Origin of the sequence: Georgenia wangjunii (assembly GCF_036421975.1) — a bacterium.
Lineage (GTDB): Bacteria > Actinomycetota > Actinomycetes > Actinomycetales > Actinomycetaceae > Georgenia_A > Georgenia_A wangjunii.
Genome location: NZ_JAZGON010000010.1, coordinates 29119 through 43802 on the forward strand (window position 1 = coordinate 29119; position 14684 = coordinate 43802).

The 14684-nt window shown below is 72.8% G+C and carries 9 protein-coding genes; all 9 read right to left on the reverse strand.

The genetic code is table 11. The annotated features are described in order from the left end of the window. Positions 1–8: 8 nt before the first annotated feature. The 9 genes from V2J63_RS13460 to V2J63_RS13500 all read right to left on the reverse strand — a co-directional run bounded on the left by V2J63_RS13460 (position 9) and on the right by V2J63_RS13500 (position 14672). A complete protein-coding gene (locus tag V2J63_RS13460) occupies positions 9–143 on the reverse strand; it encodes a hypothetical protein (RefSeq protein WP_331230285.1) in 135 nt (44 codons plus the stop codon). 158 nt (positions 144–301) lie between these two features. Continuing rightward, positions 302–3337, reverse strand: a complete 3036-nt coding sequence (locus tag V2J63_RS13465) for a fibronectin type III domain-containing protein (RefSeq protein ID WP_331230284.1) — start codon at positions 3335–3337, stop codon at positions 302–304. A 270-nt stretch (positions 3338–3607) separates the two neighbouring features. After that, positions 3608–7801 carry a phosphodiester glycosidase family protein gene (locus tag V2J63_RS13470; RefSeq protein ID WP_331231544.1) on the reverse strand — a complete coding sequence of 1398 codons (4194 nt, stop codon included), beginning with the start codon at positions 7799–7801 and terminating at the stop codon, positions 3608–3610. Between the two features lie 160 nt (positions 7802–7961). Then, a complete protein-coding gene (locus tag V2J63_RS13475) occupies positions 7962–9365 on the reverse strand; it encodes an MFS transporter (RefSeq protein WP_331230282.1) in 1404 nt (467 codons plus the stop codon). An 8-nt stretch (positions 9366–9373) separates the two neighbouring features. Beyond that, a complete protein-coding gene (locus tag V2J63_RS13480) occupies positions 9374–10351 on the reverse strand; it encodes an ABC transporter ATP-binding protein (protein WP_331230281.1) in 978 nt (325 codons plus the stop codon). Between the two features lie 38 nt (positions 10352–10389). Then, positions 10390–11427: an ABC transporter ATP-binding protein gene (locus tag V2J63_RS13485; protein WP_331230280.1), complete on the reverse strand. Its 1038-nt coding sequence runs from the start codon at positions 11425–11427 to the stop codon at positions 10390–10392. 9 nt (positions 11428–11436) lie between these two features. After that, the gene (locus tag V2J63_RS13490; RefSeq protein WP_331230279.1) at positions 11437–12315 is read right to left on the reverse strand and encodes an ABC transporter permease; all 879 of its coding nucleotides are present in this window, start codon (positions 12313–12315) and stop codon (positions 11437–11439) included. Further along, a complete protein-coding gene (locus V2J63_RS13495; RefSeq protein WP_331230278.1) occupies positions 12312–13724 on the reverse strand; it encodes a metal-dependent hydrolase family protein in 1413 nt (470 codons plus the stop codon). Before V2J63_RS13495 ends, V2J63_RS13490 begins: the two co-directional genes overlap by 4 nt. Before the next feature lie 12 nt (positions 13725–13736). Beyond that, positions 13737–14672 carry an ABC transporter permease gene (locus tag V2J63_RS13500; RefSeq protein ID WP_331230277.1) on the reverse strand — a complete coding sequence of 312 codons (936 nt, stop codon included), beginning with the start codon at positions 14670–14672 and terminating at the stop codon, positions 13737–13739. Positions 14673–14684: the final 12 nt, after the last annotated feature.

The window sequence follows — 14684 nt, forward strand, 5'->3', positions numbered from 1 at the left end:
CGCGTCGCTCAGACCGCCTGGTCGGCCCGTTCCCAGCCCGAGAGGCGGGCATCGAGCAGTGCGGTCATCGCCGCGAGCTCCTGCCACTGCGTCGGTCTGAGCGTGACGACCCGGCGGCGGCGGAACGAGACCGACAGGCGCACGGCGACATAGCCCCACGACTCGCTCGTCCCGCCCGCCTCGCCGCCGCGGGTGAGCCTGACCTGGCCGTGCGCCGCTCGGCCGATCGGCGCCGGGGTTCGCGCGGAACGCCGAGGGGCCCCGCGAGATCGCTCGCGGGGCCCCTCGGTCGCTGCGTCGATCAGGACATCTGGTTCGCCCGCGTCCGACGGACCACGCTCACCATGAGACCGGCGAGGAGCAGCGCCAGGGCGCCGCCCGCGAGCGCCTCGACGGGCGCGCCGGTGCTCGGCAGGCTTCCGCCGCCGGGCGCGTCGTCTCCGTCATCGTCGCCGCCACCGCTACCGGTTCCCTCGTTCGGGTCGGTGCCCGGACCAGCCGGGTCGGTCCCGGGATCGGTCGGGTCCGTGCCCGGGTCGGTCGGGCCGGTGCCCGGATCCGTCGGGTCGGCCCCCGGGTCCGTCGGGTCCGTGCCCGGGTCCGTCGGGTCGGTCCCCGGGTCCGTGGGCACCTCGCCGCCGACGACGGTCACTGTCGCGGTGCCCGACCTGGTGCTGTAGGTCTCGCCGGCCACGTCGTTGGTGAACACAGCGCGGTACTGCGCGCCGTCCGTAGCGTCGGGGACGACGAGCGTGTCGGACGTCGCGCCCACGACCGCGGTCCACGCGTCCGAACCCGCCGTGCGCAGCTCCCACTGCACGGCCGGCGTCGGCACGCCCCAGGCGCTCGCGCTGAAGCTGGCAGGTTCGCCCGCGTCCACGGTCACCGGTGACGGCGACGATGTGATCCGGGGAGCCTGGTGGCGCCCCGCCACGACGACCGGGGCCTCCGCGGACGTGCTGGTGAGGTAGACGAGCCCGAGCTCGCGATCGATCGACACGGCCTCGACGTCCGCGGCCAGCCCGCTCTCGCGGTGCACCGTCTCGGTGAGGACATCGACGACCGAGACACCACCATCCGCGGTGGCGTGACCGACGTACACGCGACCGTTGCCCTGGTCGAGCTCGACGCTGCGCGTTCCCGCGTCCAGCGTGTGCTCCTGCACGACCTCGAGGCCACCACGACCGTTGTAGAGGCGCAGAGCGCCGGCGTCGCCGTCGTCGAACGTCACGTACAGGATCCCCGTGGCGGGGTCGACCTTCATGCGCTGCACGCCGGCGGGGACAACCGTCTGGCCCGCGAGCGAGCCGTTGTCGATGTCGATCGCGACGATGATGCTGCCGGCGCCCAGCGCCGACGCGTCCAGCGCGAGGTAGGCCATCTGCGCCCCCGCGTCGAACCCGACGCCGCGGATCGGTGCGACGTCGAACGGAGCGGGCAGGGCGAGCGGCTCGTCGAGGAGCGGCGCGCCGAACCCCGCCGCACCCGCGACGAACCCGTTGGCCAGGTAGGCGCCGTCCTGCTCCCAGCCGACGAGCATCATGCCGCCCTCGACGGTCGAGTAGGTGAGGTCGATGACCGGTCCGCCGACCTCGAAGGAGCGCAGCACGGTGTCGGTGGCGACGTCGACCGCCTCGATCCGCCCCGTGCCGTCGGTCGCCTGGTCGGCGACGAACAGCACGCCGTTGCGCTCGTCGTAGGCGCTCGGGCCGGGTACGGCGGCTGAGGGCGAACGGAGCTCACCCAGCGCGACATGACCGAGCGGCACGTCAGCAGGCTCCTCGGCCGGTTCCTCGTCGGTCGGCTCCTCCGGGTCCGCGGGGTCGACGGGGTTGACCGGGTCCGGTCCCTCACCCGGTGCGGGGACGTCCACGCCGTCCTCCGTGACCCACTTGGTGCCGTCGTCGCGCTTGGTGATGGTGAACGAGTCCAGCAGTCCGCCGACGGGCACATCGGTCGTCGACGCCTCGTCCCCGTCCCACTTCGCCGCCACGTACGACTCGTACCGCAGCGTTCCACCGCTCACCGTGATGCCCTGGAAGGTGGACGTCTGACCGGCCCGCACCACCTGCGTGGCGCCGTTGCGCGTCCAGACGTTGTCGTCCTCGGGCTGCTGGTCGTAGTACTTCGGGCCCGCCACCGACACCGCGTAGACCGGCCCCGTCGTGATGCCCGGCGTCGTCGTGGCGTCGCTCGAGACGTAGCCGCGCGCGTAGGTGTGGTCGTGCCCCATGAGGACGAGGTCGATGTCGTTCTCCTGGAAGACGGGGAGCCATGCCTCGCGCAGGTCCACCTCATCGCGCCCGACCGCCGTCGAGAACACCGGCTGGTGGAAGGTCGCCACTGCCCACTGGTTCGGGTTCGTCGAGAGCACGTGGTCGAGCCACGCGGCCTGGAGGTCGAGCCACAGCGCGACCGGGTCGGCGCAGCCGATGAGGCACGGCGGCAGGTACTCCGGGGTGAACAGCGCCGTCGCCTGGCTTCGGCTCGCGTTGAGCGCGATGAACCGGACCCCCTGGTAGTCCGTGTAGTACACGGTCTCCTCGATGACCTCGGCCATGTGCTCGCGGTACGCGCGCTCCTGCGCGGCCGCTGCCGAGTCGCCCTCGACGGTGCCCGCCTCGGGGCCGTTGGCCGGGTACTCGAAGTTCGACTTCCACTGGCGCAAGAAGCTGTCGTCGCTGTACTCGTGGTTGCCGGGGGCGGCGATGACGTTGCTCGTCTGCGAGAAGCCGTCCATGCCCGCGAACCACTGGTCCCACTCGGTGTTGTTCGAGTTGTTGATGAGGTCGCCCGCGTTGACGGTGCCGATCGCGTCGGGGAAGGCGCTGTACCCGGCCTCCACCGCCGGCCGCCACGTGCTGTCGAGCTCGTTCTGCGCATCGCCGAAGTAGAGGAACGTGAACTCCTCGCCCGGCTGGCCGGCCGTGCGGAAGGTCCAGGTCTCGTCCACGGCCTCGTCAGAGCCGACGTAGTACTCGTACTCGGTCCCCGGCACGAGACCGGTGACGGTGGCCGAGTGGCTCACCGTGGCGGGACCGTCGGTCGAGATGGGCGCGTTCGTGTACGCCTCGACGACGCGCCAGTCGTCGGTGCTGCCGGCGAGACGGATGTGCACCGCCCCGTCGAGCACCTCGGCGCCGGTGCGCCAGCTGAACGACTGGGCCGTCGAGGGATCGGAGGCCGGCGTGAGCACGACCCGGTCGGGGCGGGCGTCGGTCACGCTCTCGGCCCCGACGGCAGGCGCCGTCACGGCGAGCGCCGCACCGAGGGCGACCATGGATGCGAGGGCGACGCTGCTGGTGCGCCGACGGCGTCGGGAACCGTGGACGGTCATGCGGGGATCGGACATGGGGCGCCTTTCTGGTGGCGGTGTCGCCGTGACGCTAATGACGTGGGGTGAAGAGAAGGAGCACGCACCATGGCCGGGCGATGAACATCGCCGAGCCGGCTGGGCCGTGCACATCGGGGAGTGCTCCGGCGACATAGGCACAGCCACGCTCCCCGTTGATCTCCTCCCGCTAGGTGCGCCGGCGGCTGAGCGACGTTCGCGGAACGGCCGAGGGCCCCGCGAGATCGCTCGCGGGGCCCTCGGTCGCTGCGTCGGTCAGGACAGCGGGGTCGCCCGCGTCCGGCGGACCACGCCCACCATGAGACCGGCGAGGAGCAGCACCAGGGCGCCGCCCGCGAGCGCCTCGACCGGTGCGCCCGTGCTCGGGAGGCTTCCGCCGCCGCCCGCGGTGCCGTCACCGCTGACGCCGTCAGTGCCGTCACCGCTGACGCCGTCATCGTCCGCGCCGCCGGTGGGGTCGCCACCGGGAGACGTCGCGGCCGTGACCGTGAGCTCTACCTCGGCCACGAGGCCCGATGCCAGCCCCGTGACGGCAAGGACGTGCTCCCCGACCGGCGTGCCGGCCGGTATCCGGACCGTCGCACTGACGATGCCGTTGTCGTCGGTCGCCACCGCGGCCAGGACGCCACCGCCGAGCAGCTCGATCTCGACCTGCTCGTCGGGCAGGAAGCCCTGCGCCGTGACGACGAGCTCGCCGCCCACCGCGACGCTCCGCGCGCTGAGCGAGACCCGCGCCGGGCCGGGCTCGTCGGTGGGCTCCTCCGAGGGCTCCTCGGTGGTCGGCTCGTCCGTCGGCTCCTCCGTCGTCGGCTCCTCGGTCGGCTCCTCCGTCGTCGGCTCCTCGGTCGGCTCCTCCGTCGTCGGCTCCTCGGTCGGCTCCTCCGTCGTCGGCTCCTCGGTCGGCTCCTCCGTCGTCGGCTCCTCGGTCGGCTCCTCCGTCGTCGGCTCCTCGGTCGGCTCGTCCGAGGGCTCCTCCGTGGTCGGCTCCTCGGTCGGCTCCGGCTCGGGCTCCGCCAGCGCCGGCACGGCCACCGCGATCGCGTGCGTGGCGGTCACCCCGTTGACGGTCACCGAGATCTCGACGTCCTCGGTACGCACCACGTCCGTCAGCTCCTGCTCGGGGGCCGCCGGCACGAGCGCCTCGCCGTCCCAGCGGCGGTCGAGCGAGCTGAGCAGTCCCGTGACCGGGTCGAGCGCGACGAGTGCGTCGGTCGGCGCCGAGCCCGCGGTCCCGACGTGCACGCCGTCGCTCCCGGCCCACGCCGCCGAGACGGGCCACTGGACGGGCACCTCGCGGGTGTCGTCCTGGGTGAGGGTCGCGGTGACGACGGCGAAGTCGGTACCGGTGATCGATGCGGGCGCCGTGATCTCGATGGACGCCACGCGCGCCATGATCTCGACGTCGAGCCACTCGCCCGCGGCCGAGGCCCAGGCGCCCTGAGCCGGGTCGACCCCGAGCATGCTCCAGCCTGTGAATCCGCCGTTGTCCGGTGTCGAGCTCGGGCTCTTGCCCGAGTTCCCGTTGATGAGGTGGACGACGCCGTCCTGGCTGCGGGCGCTGAACGCCCCCACGTGGGAGCCGATGTACGCCGTCGACTTCCCGGACGACTCGCGGAAGTCGGAGAGCCAGTCCTCGAGCATCGCGGCCTCCTGACGGTCGCTCAGCTGGCTGGCCGCCGTCGGGAGGAAGTCACGCGTCGGGTGATGCCCGAAGACGAGGACACCGGAGATGGCCGGGTCCACCGCCGCCGCGTCGAGCTGGGCGCGCAGCATGGCGACCTGCGCGAACTCGGAGCCGAGGGTGCCGGTCGCGGTGTTGAGGGTGATGAACCGCGTCCCGTCCATGTCGAAGTGCTGGTGCGTCGGTCCGAACTCCGCGATGAAGTTGTCGATCGGGCCGGCCATGACCTCGTGGTTGCCCGGCACGTAGTACCAGGGGAAGTCCGCAGCCGCGAGCTCCTCGTCGAGGATCGCGCGGGCGAGGTCGAAGTCCTCGGGGGCTGCCTCGTCGACGAAGTCACCGTTGATGACGAGCACGTCCGGGTTGGCCGCGACGATCTCCTGGAGCGCCTCGCGCGCACCGGCGACGGCGGGTGAGGTGGGGTTGCGTGCGACGAACTGCGCGTCGGACATGACCGCCACCCGCAGCGGAGCGTCGTCCGTCGCGCCGGCCGGCACAACAGCGGCGTCGTGGAAGCGTTCAACCTGCGGCGCCTCGGCGAGCGGGGCGACGACGGCCTGGACGTCGTCGACCTGGACGGTGGTCCGGTACTGGTTCGCCGCCGCCGACTCGTAGAGCGCGAGCGAGCGGAAGCGCACCGGGGAGGCGAGCGTCTGCGGGACGGGGACGCTGATGTATTGCCACTCGGTCCCCTCGACGCGTGGGCCGTAGATGTACTGCGCGCGCCCGTCCGCGTCGATGAGCGTGAAGTAGGTCGCGGGGTTGCCGTCACCGTCGCCCTTGAACCAGGCGCCGACCTCCTGGAGCTGACCGTCGAACGGCTCGAAGAAGCTGAGGTCGGTCGAGGGGTACATGTTCGCGGTGCGGGTGCCGCTCTGCTCGTCGAACCCGATCGTCATCGCGAGGCCCGAGCCGTCCCGGCCCTCACCCGGCGCGAGGACGTTCGTCGAGCGCGCGCCCGCCGTGTACCAGCTCGCTGCGTCGTCGAACGTCGTGACCGCGACATCGTTCACCCCGATGAGGACGGAGACCTCCGCCTCGGCGTCGCCGACCGCGAGGGTGAGGTTCGCCGAGCCCGTCTCGACGAGCGCGGAGACGTCGAACGTCGACGCCGATCCTGCCTCGAGCGAGAGGAGCCCGTCGGCGCCGGTGACGGTGACGTCCGCGGCGTCGATCGGGGCGGAGAAGCCCCGGGCGTCGTAGCCGATGACACCGAGCTGGGCGACAGCCTCGGGCGAGGGCATGGCCAGCACGGAGCGGGTCGCCTCGATGCGCGCGAGGTCGCCGAGGACGTGCACGCCGAGCTGCCCGGTGGCGTCCCCCGCCGCAGCGGTGACGGTCGTCCGCCCCGGTGCGACGGCGGTGAGTACGCCGTCCGTGACCGTGGCGACGGCCTCGTCGCTCGAGGTCCATGCCTCGGCGGGGCTGGCGACGGCGTGGTGGTTCTCGTCGTAGCCGAGCGCCTCGAGCGGGCGGTGCAGGCCGGGGAAGACGCGCGCGGCGTCGTCGGCCGCGAGGGCCGGGCGGACCGTGTAGGCCTGAACGACGCCGGACCCCTTCTCGACGATGACGCCGAGCCCGTTCGCGTCCTCGCGCTCGACGCCGTCGGACGGGGAGTTGATGACCTCCGCGCCGTCCTCCCCCGGCTCCTGGGAGACGAGCGTGGTCGAGCCGCCGCCGTCGAGGTTGAGCGCGTTGTCCGCGCCGAGGTCGCGCATGAAGACGGCGAGCTCGTCGAGCGAGAGCCCGCGGCTCAGCGTCGTGCGGCCATCGACCGCGGCGAGGATGAGGCGCGTCCCGCCGTCGTCGAGGCCCACGGCCGTGCGGGGGTGGACGCTCTTGTCGCCGAAGGTCCGGACCTCGCCATCACCGACGAGCGTCTGCCCCGCCTGGCCGCCGACCGCGACGACCGCCCTGTCCGCGTCGGAGCGGACCGAGTAGGAGGTCTGGACCGTGTCGCCGGCGTCGAGGCCGCGCAGCTGATCCGCGAGCGGGCCGGCCGGCGCGACGATGACGCGCACGCTCGCAGGGATCTCCCCCTCACCGACGGGCTGAGCCGTGGTGATGACCGAGGAGCTGGCGTCGATCCAGACCTCGACGGCCCCGGCGCGGTCCGGCAGGTTGTTCGCACGGGCGTACGTGCCCCACTCGGAGTTGAAGACGGCGACGCCGTCGCCGGGGAAGTTCGAGGTGTTGACGCCCGTGAGGGGCATCCGGCTCTCGCCGCCGTTGATGACGGCCGTGCCCTCGAGGAAGACCTCGGTGATGTGCCCGAGGCCGCGCGAGTCGATGACGAGGGCGTTGTTGTGGCCCGGGACGGGCGACTTGACGATGCCGTCCTCCGCGTCGACGCCGATCCCGTTCGCCGCGCCGGAGTTGTTGATGTCGAAGAAGTCGCCGTTGACGCCGGCGAACGCGCCCTCCTCCTCGACCATGTCGAGGACCGTCTTGTTGCCTGCCACGGCGCCAGGGTGGAGGTAGTCGATCGAGATCGCGGGGTTCTCGAGGTCGATCTCGAGGACCGCGCCCCGCAGCCAGCCCGCAGCCTCGTAGCGGGTGAACTCCGTCAGGCGCACGCCCGGGGAGACGGTCGTCTCGTCCTGCCGGTGGACGATGGCGGTCCCCGAGCTCGTCAGGTCGAGGGAGTCCCCGGGCGGTGCGGCGGCCGCCACGGTGGCGGGCCCCACGGCGAGGCCGATGACGGCGAGGAGTCCGAGGGCGACGTCACGTGGACGCCGTCGAAGTAGGTGATCGTTGCGCAGGGACACGTGGCTTCCTTGGCTGCAGGGGTCGGCTATGGCCCCCGCAGTCCACCGGACCGGGATGTCCGACAGGTGACCCTGACGTGGCTCGAGCACGACGCCGCACTGAACACATGCACCCGGCGGGAAGGCTCTCCGCCAGAGGGGCTGCTCCGCCGGTGGGCGCTCAGCTGCTGCCGACGACGCCTGCGGCGGGCGCGGTGGCGGGCGTCGTCGGGGACGGCGGTTCCGCCGGGTGCTCCGGGCGCCGGAGGAGGCCGACGAGGAGGACGATGACCGGCACGAGGATGAGCGCACCGCCGATGTTGACGGCGTGGAAGCCCCCGGCAGCAAGGACGGGCCCGGCGAGGGCCGCCGCCGAGGCACCGGCGTAGTTCATGCCGGCATCAGTGGCTCCTTGCAGGGGCACGCGCACCGCGTCGCTCGACGTGCTCGTGATGAGGGCGGAGGCGGAGATGGTCGTCGCCGACCACCCGAGCCCGAGCACCGTCAGCGCCACCGCGGTGAGCGAGCCGTGCGCGTGCGTCGAGGCGGCGACGAACCCGAGGACGATTGCGACGACGAGGATCGCCACCCCGAGCGTCGCCGTGCGGATCGCTCCGTAGCGGTCCGCGAGCCAGCCGAACACCGGGCTGAGGGCGAACATCCCGAGCACGTGCAGGCTGATGACGATCCCGACGACCTCGAGCGACATCCCGTTGTGCTGCATGTGCAGCGGGGTCATCACCATGACCATGACCATGACGGCGTGGCCGCCGGCGAGGAGGACGACGGCGAAACGCGGCACCCGACGCGCGAGCGCCCACCGCAGCGCCTGCACCGCGCCCATGGTCGGCGCATGGCTCGCCGCGCTGCCGACGCGGCCCCCAGCACCCTCGCCACTGGCGGGCAGGCCGGGAGCGAGGCCCCCGGCCGGAGCGGCGGCCGGAACCCGGGACGCGCTGGCACCGGTCGGCGCGCCGCCAGCGTCCGCCCCCACCGCCGCGACCCGCGCCGGCCGGTAGAACAGCGCCACGGCGAGCCCGGCACCGGCGAACGAGACGAGCGAGAAGAGGTAGGGGCCCGCGAGCCCTGGCACCCCGACGGACGTCCCGAGCCGCTCGCCGACGGCGCTGAGGTTGGGGCCGGCGACGGAGCCGATCGTCGTGGCCCAGATGACGATCGACATCGCCTTGGCCCGGCTGGCGGCGGGCACCCCCTCGGCGGCTGCGTAGCGGGACTGCAGGTTGACCGCCTGCGCCACGCCGAAGAGCCCGAGTCCGAGCAGGAGGACGAGGATCTGCCCGACGACCGCGGCGGTGATGATGAGCACCGCCCCGGTCAGCGCTATCGCGTACCCGGTGGCGAGGGACCACCGGCGCCCGTGACGCGTGGCCATCGTCGCGAGCGGGATCGCGGCGATGGCCGCGCCGAGGACGCTCGCGGCCTGACCGAGCCCGGCGATCGCGGTCCCGCCGTGCTCCTCGACGAGGAGCGCGCCGACGGCGACGCCCGAGGCGACCCCGACGCCTCCCAGGAGGTTGCTCGCGATGAGGACCCCGATGGGCCGGCTGTCTGCTTCCGTCCGCACGGGTCCTCCTAGAGCTGTCCGGCGAAGTGGCACTCGGACGTGTGTCCGGGGCCGACCCTCACCACGGGTGGTGCGATGTCGGCGCAGATGTCCTGCGCCATGGGGCAGCGGGTGCGGAAGCGGCAGCCGCTGGGGATGTTGAGCGGCGTGGGCGGCTCCCCGCGCAGCACCACCCGCTCGCGCTTGAGGGAGGGGTCCGGCACCGGCGAGGCTGCGAGCAGCGCCTTGGTGTACGGGTGCTGCGGGTTGTCGAAGAGCTCGTCGACGCCCGCGACCTCCACGATGCGGCCGAGGTACATGACCCCGACCCGCTGCGCCACCTGCCGGACGATGGGCAGCCCGTGCGCGATGAACAGATAGGTGAGACCGAGCCGCTCACGCAGATCACCGAGGAGGTTGGTGATCTGCGCCTGGACCGAGACGTCGAGGGCGGAGACCGCCTCGTCGGCGAGGATGAGGCTCGGGTTGACCGAGATCGCGCGGGCGATCCCGACGCGCTGGCGCTGGCCGCCGCTGAGTGCGCGCGGCCGGGCCGTGGCCCGCGAGGGGTCGAGGCCCACGGCTCGGAGCAGCTCGGCCACCCGGTCCTCCAGCGCGGAGCCACGGAGGTTGTCGAAGACCCGCAGGGGTTCCCCGATGATGTCCCCCACGCGCATGCGGGGGTTGAGCGAGCCCAGCGGGTCCTGGAAGACGACCTGCATGTGCCGCCGTGTCCGCCGCAGCACCTCCCCCTCGATGCTCGTGATGTCGTGCCCGTCGAAGTCGATGGTCCCCGCGGTGGGCGTCGCGAGGCGGACGGCGAGCCGGCCAAGGGTCGACTTCCCGGAGCCGGACTCCCCGACGAGCCCGAACGTCTCGCCGCGGGCGATGTCGAGCGTGACGCCATCGACGGCCTTGAGCACGCTCGGCGGACGGAAGGGGTTGGCCGTGGTGCGCACCTGGAAGTGCTTGGACACCGAGCGCATCGACAGGATCGGGTCGCTCACGACCTCCCCCGCGGCGGTGGGGTGCGTGACCGGCGCGCTCACAGCAGCGCCCCGTCCGGCACCGGCGTCGCGCTGCGCGGGTCCGTCGGTGGTCGCTCACCGAGAGGGTGCCAGCAGGCGGCCGTGCTGACCCCCACGCTCGCCAAGGGCGGGGTCTCCGTCGTGCACCGCTCGGTCGCGCGCGGGCAGCGCGGGTGGAACGAGCACCCCGGGGGCAGTGCTGAGGGATCGGGCACGGTGCCGCCGATGGCCGGCAGCTTCTCCGGCCGCGCACCGACCATCGGAGGGATGCACGCGAGCAGCCCGGCGGTGTACGGGTGCTGCGCGGCGGTGAACGCGGCGCCCGGGTCTGCGTCCTCGACGACGCGCCCGGCGTACATGACGACGACCCGGTCGGCCAGGTCCGCCGCGACGCCCATGTCGTGGGTGACGAGGAGGACGGACATGTCCGTCTCCACACGCAGCCGGTCGAGGAGCTCGAGGATCTGCGCCTGGATCGTCACGTCCAGCGCCGTCGTCGGCTCGTCGGCGATGAGGAGGCGGGGCTGGGTCAGCAGCGCCATGGCGATCATGACCCGCTGGCACATCCCGCCCGAGAGCTGGTGCGGGTAGCTGCGGAGCACGCGCGTGCCGTCGTGGATGCCCACCTCGGCGAGCGCCTCGCTCATCCGTGCCCGCTCGGCCTTGCCACTCAGCTTCTCCCGGCGCCGCAGGCCCTCGCGCAGCTGGGACTCGACGGTGTACACCGGGTCGAGGGAGCTGAGCGGCTCCTGGAACACCATGCTGAGGTCCCGCCCCCGCAGCCGGCGCATCTGCTCCTTGCCGAGGCCGAACAGGTCGGTGCCCTCGAACAGGGCCTGCCCGCTGACCCGCATACGGCCGTCGAGCTGGGTGAGCCCCATGATCGTGCGGGCGGTGACGGACTTGCCGCTGCCGGACTCCCCCACGAGGCACACGACCTCCCCGCGACGGACCTCGAGCGTCGCGTCGCGGACGAGCGGCACCCGGCTGCGGCCGCGGTCGAGCTCCACCTGGACGCCCCTGAGATCGAGGAGCGTGTCCTTCGAGCTGGTCATGGCGTTCTCCTAGTCCGCGTCGAGGGTGTCGCGCAGCCAGTCCCCGAGGAGGCTGACGGCGATGACGGTGAGGGTGAGGGCCACGCCGGGGAACGTCGAGATCCACCAGGCGTTGGCGAGGTAGGGCTGACCCATCGAGAGAAGCTGGCCCCAGTCGGGTACGTCGGTGCGCGGGCCGAGCCCGAGGAAGCTGAGCGAGGCGGCGATGACGATCGCGACGCCGACGCTCACGGTCGCGAGCACGATGATCGGCGCGATGGCGTTCGGCAGGACGTGGCGCAGGAGGATGCGGCTCTGGCGGAAGCCGTTCGAGCGCGCGGCCTCGATGTACAGGCGCCCCCGCACGGACATCACCTGCCCGCGCATGACGCGGTAGAACTGCGGCACCGTGGCGACGCCGACGGCGAGGATGAGGTTCGTCGTCGTCGGGCCGAGCGCGGCGGTGATCATGAGGGCGAGCAGCACGCCGGGGAACGCCATGAACATGTCCATGAGCCGTCCCGCCACCATGTCCACCCAGCCGCCGACGTACCCCGCGACGAGCCCGATGAGCCCGCCGACCGCCACCCCGAACGCCGTGGCGAACAAGCCGATGATCATGGCGCTACGGGCCCCGTGGACGAGGAGCGTGAGGATCGAGCGGCCGTAGTGGTCGGTGCCGAGGACCGTCTCGGTCCCCGGCTCGGTCATCGCCCGGGCCGGGTTCAGCTCCGTGGGGTCACCGCCGGCGAGGAGGCCCGGCAGGACTGCCGCGACGACGACGAGCACCAACCACCCGAGCGACAGGCCGAGCACGGTGTTGTTGACGGAGAAGCGCGGCAGGCGAGCGCGGTCGAACCGGGACCGGGCGAGGACGGGCTCGGCGACGGCCGGGTCGAGGGTGGTCATCGCCGTCCCCCTCCGGTGGGGACGGGCGCCGGCGGCATCGGCGTCACCGCCGGTAGCGACGGGTCCACCTCCGCCGGCAACGCCTCTGCGGGGAGGACCGCCGACGGCGCGACGCTCGCGCCGTCGTCGTCCGGCGCCGTCCCGGCCGCCGCTGCGTCCGCCTCGGCCCGTGCCCGCACCTTCTCCCGGAAGAGCGGGGGCAGGGTCTCGAACGAGAGGGGCGCGATGGGCGGCAGCGCGTCGGGCGTGAACGGGACCCCGCGCGCCAGGACGAGCCGCAGCGCGTACAGGGCCGCGAGGTCCTCCCGCGGGTCCCCGGCCACGGCGATGACGTCCGCCGAGGCTCCGGCGGTGAGCTGCCCCGCCACCCCGGCCAGCCCCAGCGCCTCGGCGGCCCGGCTCGTCGCCGCGAGGAGCACCTCGTGGACGGGCAGGCCGGCGTCGGTCATCCCCTCGAGCCCGCCGACGAAGCCGTGGTGCGGGGTGTTGTCGATCCCGGCGTCGGTGCTCGCGATGATCTTCGCCCCGCGCCGGTACAGCTCGGCGAGGGCGAACTCGCTGTCCGGCATGAGCGCCCGGATCTCCCGCATCCGCACGTTGCAGGTCGGAGACACGTAGACCGGCGCGGCGCCGATGCGGTCGGCGAGCTCGGGATCGACTCCCCCGAAACCGTCCTCCGTCTGGAAGGAGCAGTGCTCGAGGGTGTCGACGCCCGCGTCGAGCGCGCGCCGGATGCCCTCGGTGCCGTGCGCGTGGGCGGCCACCCGCTTGCCGAGGCGGTGCGCCTCCTCGACCGCGGCGGTGAGCTCGGCCGTGGTGAACTGCGCGTGCCAGGGCGCCGAGCCGACGGTCATGTTGCCGCCGGTGGACATGATCTTGATGGCGTCCACCCCGGCCTTGTGGTGGCGGCGGACCATCCTGCGCACGTCGTCGACCCCGTCGGCCTCGGCTCCCATGAACCAGCAGTGGCCCCCGGTGACGGTGATCGGCGCCCCCGCGGCGATGATGCGCGGCCCCCGGGCCGTCCCGGCCGCGATGGCGTCGCGGACGACGACGTCGAGGTACGCGCGCGCCCCGAGGTCCCGGGCGGTGGTCACCCCGACGCTGAGGAGCTGCCGCGCGCTGGCGAGCATCGTGGCCACCTGCTGCGCGTCGCTCTCCGCCCTCATCCGCGCGACGGGGGCGGGGCCGCCGTCGAACGCGAGGTGGACGTGGGCGTCGATGAGGCCGGGCATCACGGTGACGTCGCCGAGGTCCTCGATGTCGGGGTCAACCCCCGTGACGTCGGTGGTGAGCTCGGCGGCCGGGCCCACCCAGGCGATGGTGCCGCCGTCGATGACGACGGCTCCCCGCTCGACGAGCTCGAGATCGGCGCCGGACAGGACACGGTCTGCGATGAGGATCTTCATGGTTCTCCGCTCTCATGCCTTCGCCGCGGTCGACCGCACGCGCGGGTCGATGACGGCGTAGGAGATGTCGACGACGATGTTGATGACGATGTAGAGGGCCGCGATGACGAGCACGACGCCTTGGATGACGGGGTAGTCGTTGCCGGCGATGGCCTGTACGAGCATCTGGCCCAGGCCCTGCCGGGTGAAGACCGCCTCGACGATGACCGCGCCGGCCACGAGCGCACCGAGCTGGAGCCCGACGATGGTCACCGTGGGGATGATCGCGTTGCGCAGCACGTGCTTCATGACGACGACGCCGGAGCGCAGCCCCTTGGCGTGCAGCGCCGTGACGAAGGTGTCGCCCATGACCTCGATGACGCTGTTGCGCACGAGCCGGGTCACCGTCCCGGCCGCCGAGAGGCCGAGCGTGATCGCCGGCAGCACGAGGGCGATGAGCCCGTCGTTGCCGGTGGCCGGGAACCAACCGAGCGCCAGGGAGAAGACCATGATGAGGAGGAGCCCGACCCAGAAGGAGGGCATCGCCGTCGTCACGAGGCTGAGCACCCGGATGGCGCTGTCGATCGGGCCGTTGCGCCGGATGGCGGCGATCGAGCCGAGCACGATGCCGGTGACCGCTGAGACGGCAGCTGCCGCGAGCGCCAGCTGGAGGGTGGGGCCGATCTTGTCCACGATCATCCCGCTGACGGGTTGCCGGGAGGCGTAGGAGGTCCCGAGGTCGAACGTGAGGGCGTCGGTGAGGAACCGCCAGTACTGCACGAGCAGCGGTTGGTCGAGGCCGAACTGCGTCCGGAGGTTGGCCACCATCTCGGGGGTGGCCGCCGCCCCTCCCAGGAGAGCCGCGAGCGGGTCGCCCGGGAGGAGGCGGAGGGTGATGAACAGGATGACGGTGACGCCCAGGAGCGTGGGGATGCCCGCGAGCACCCGCTTGCCGATGACGTAGCCCATGCCGGTCGTCTC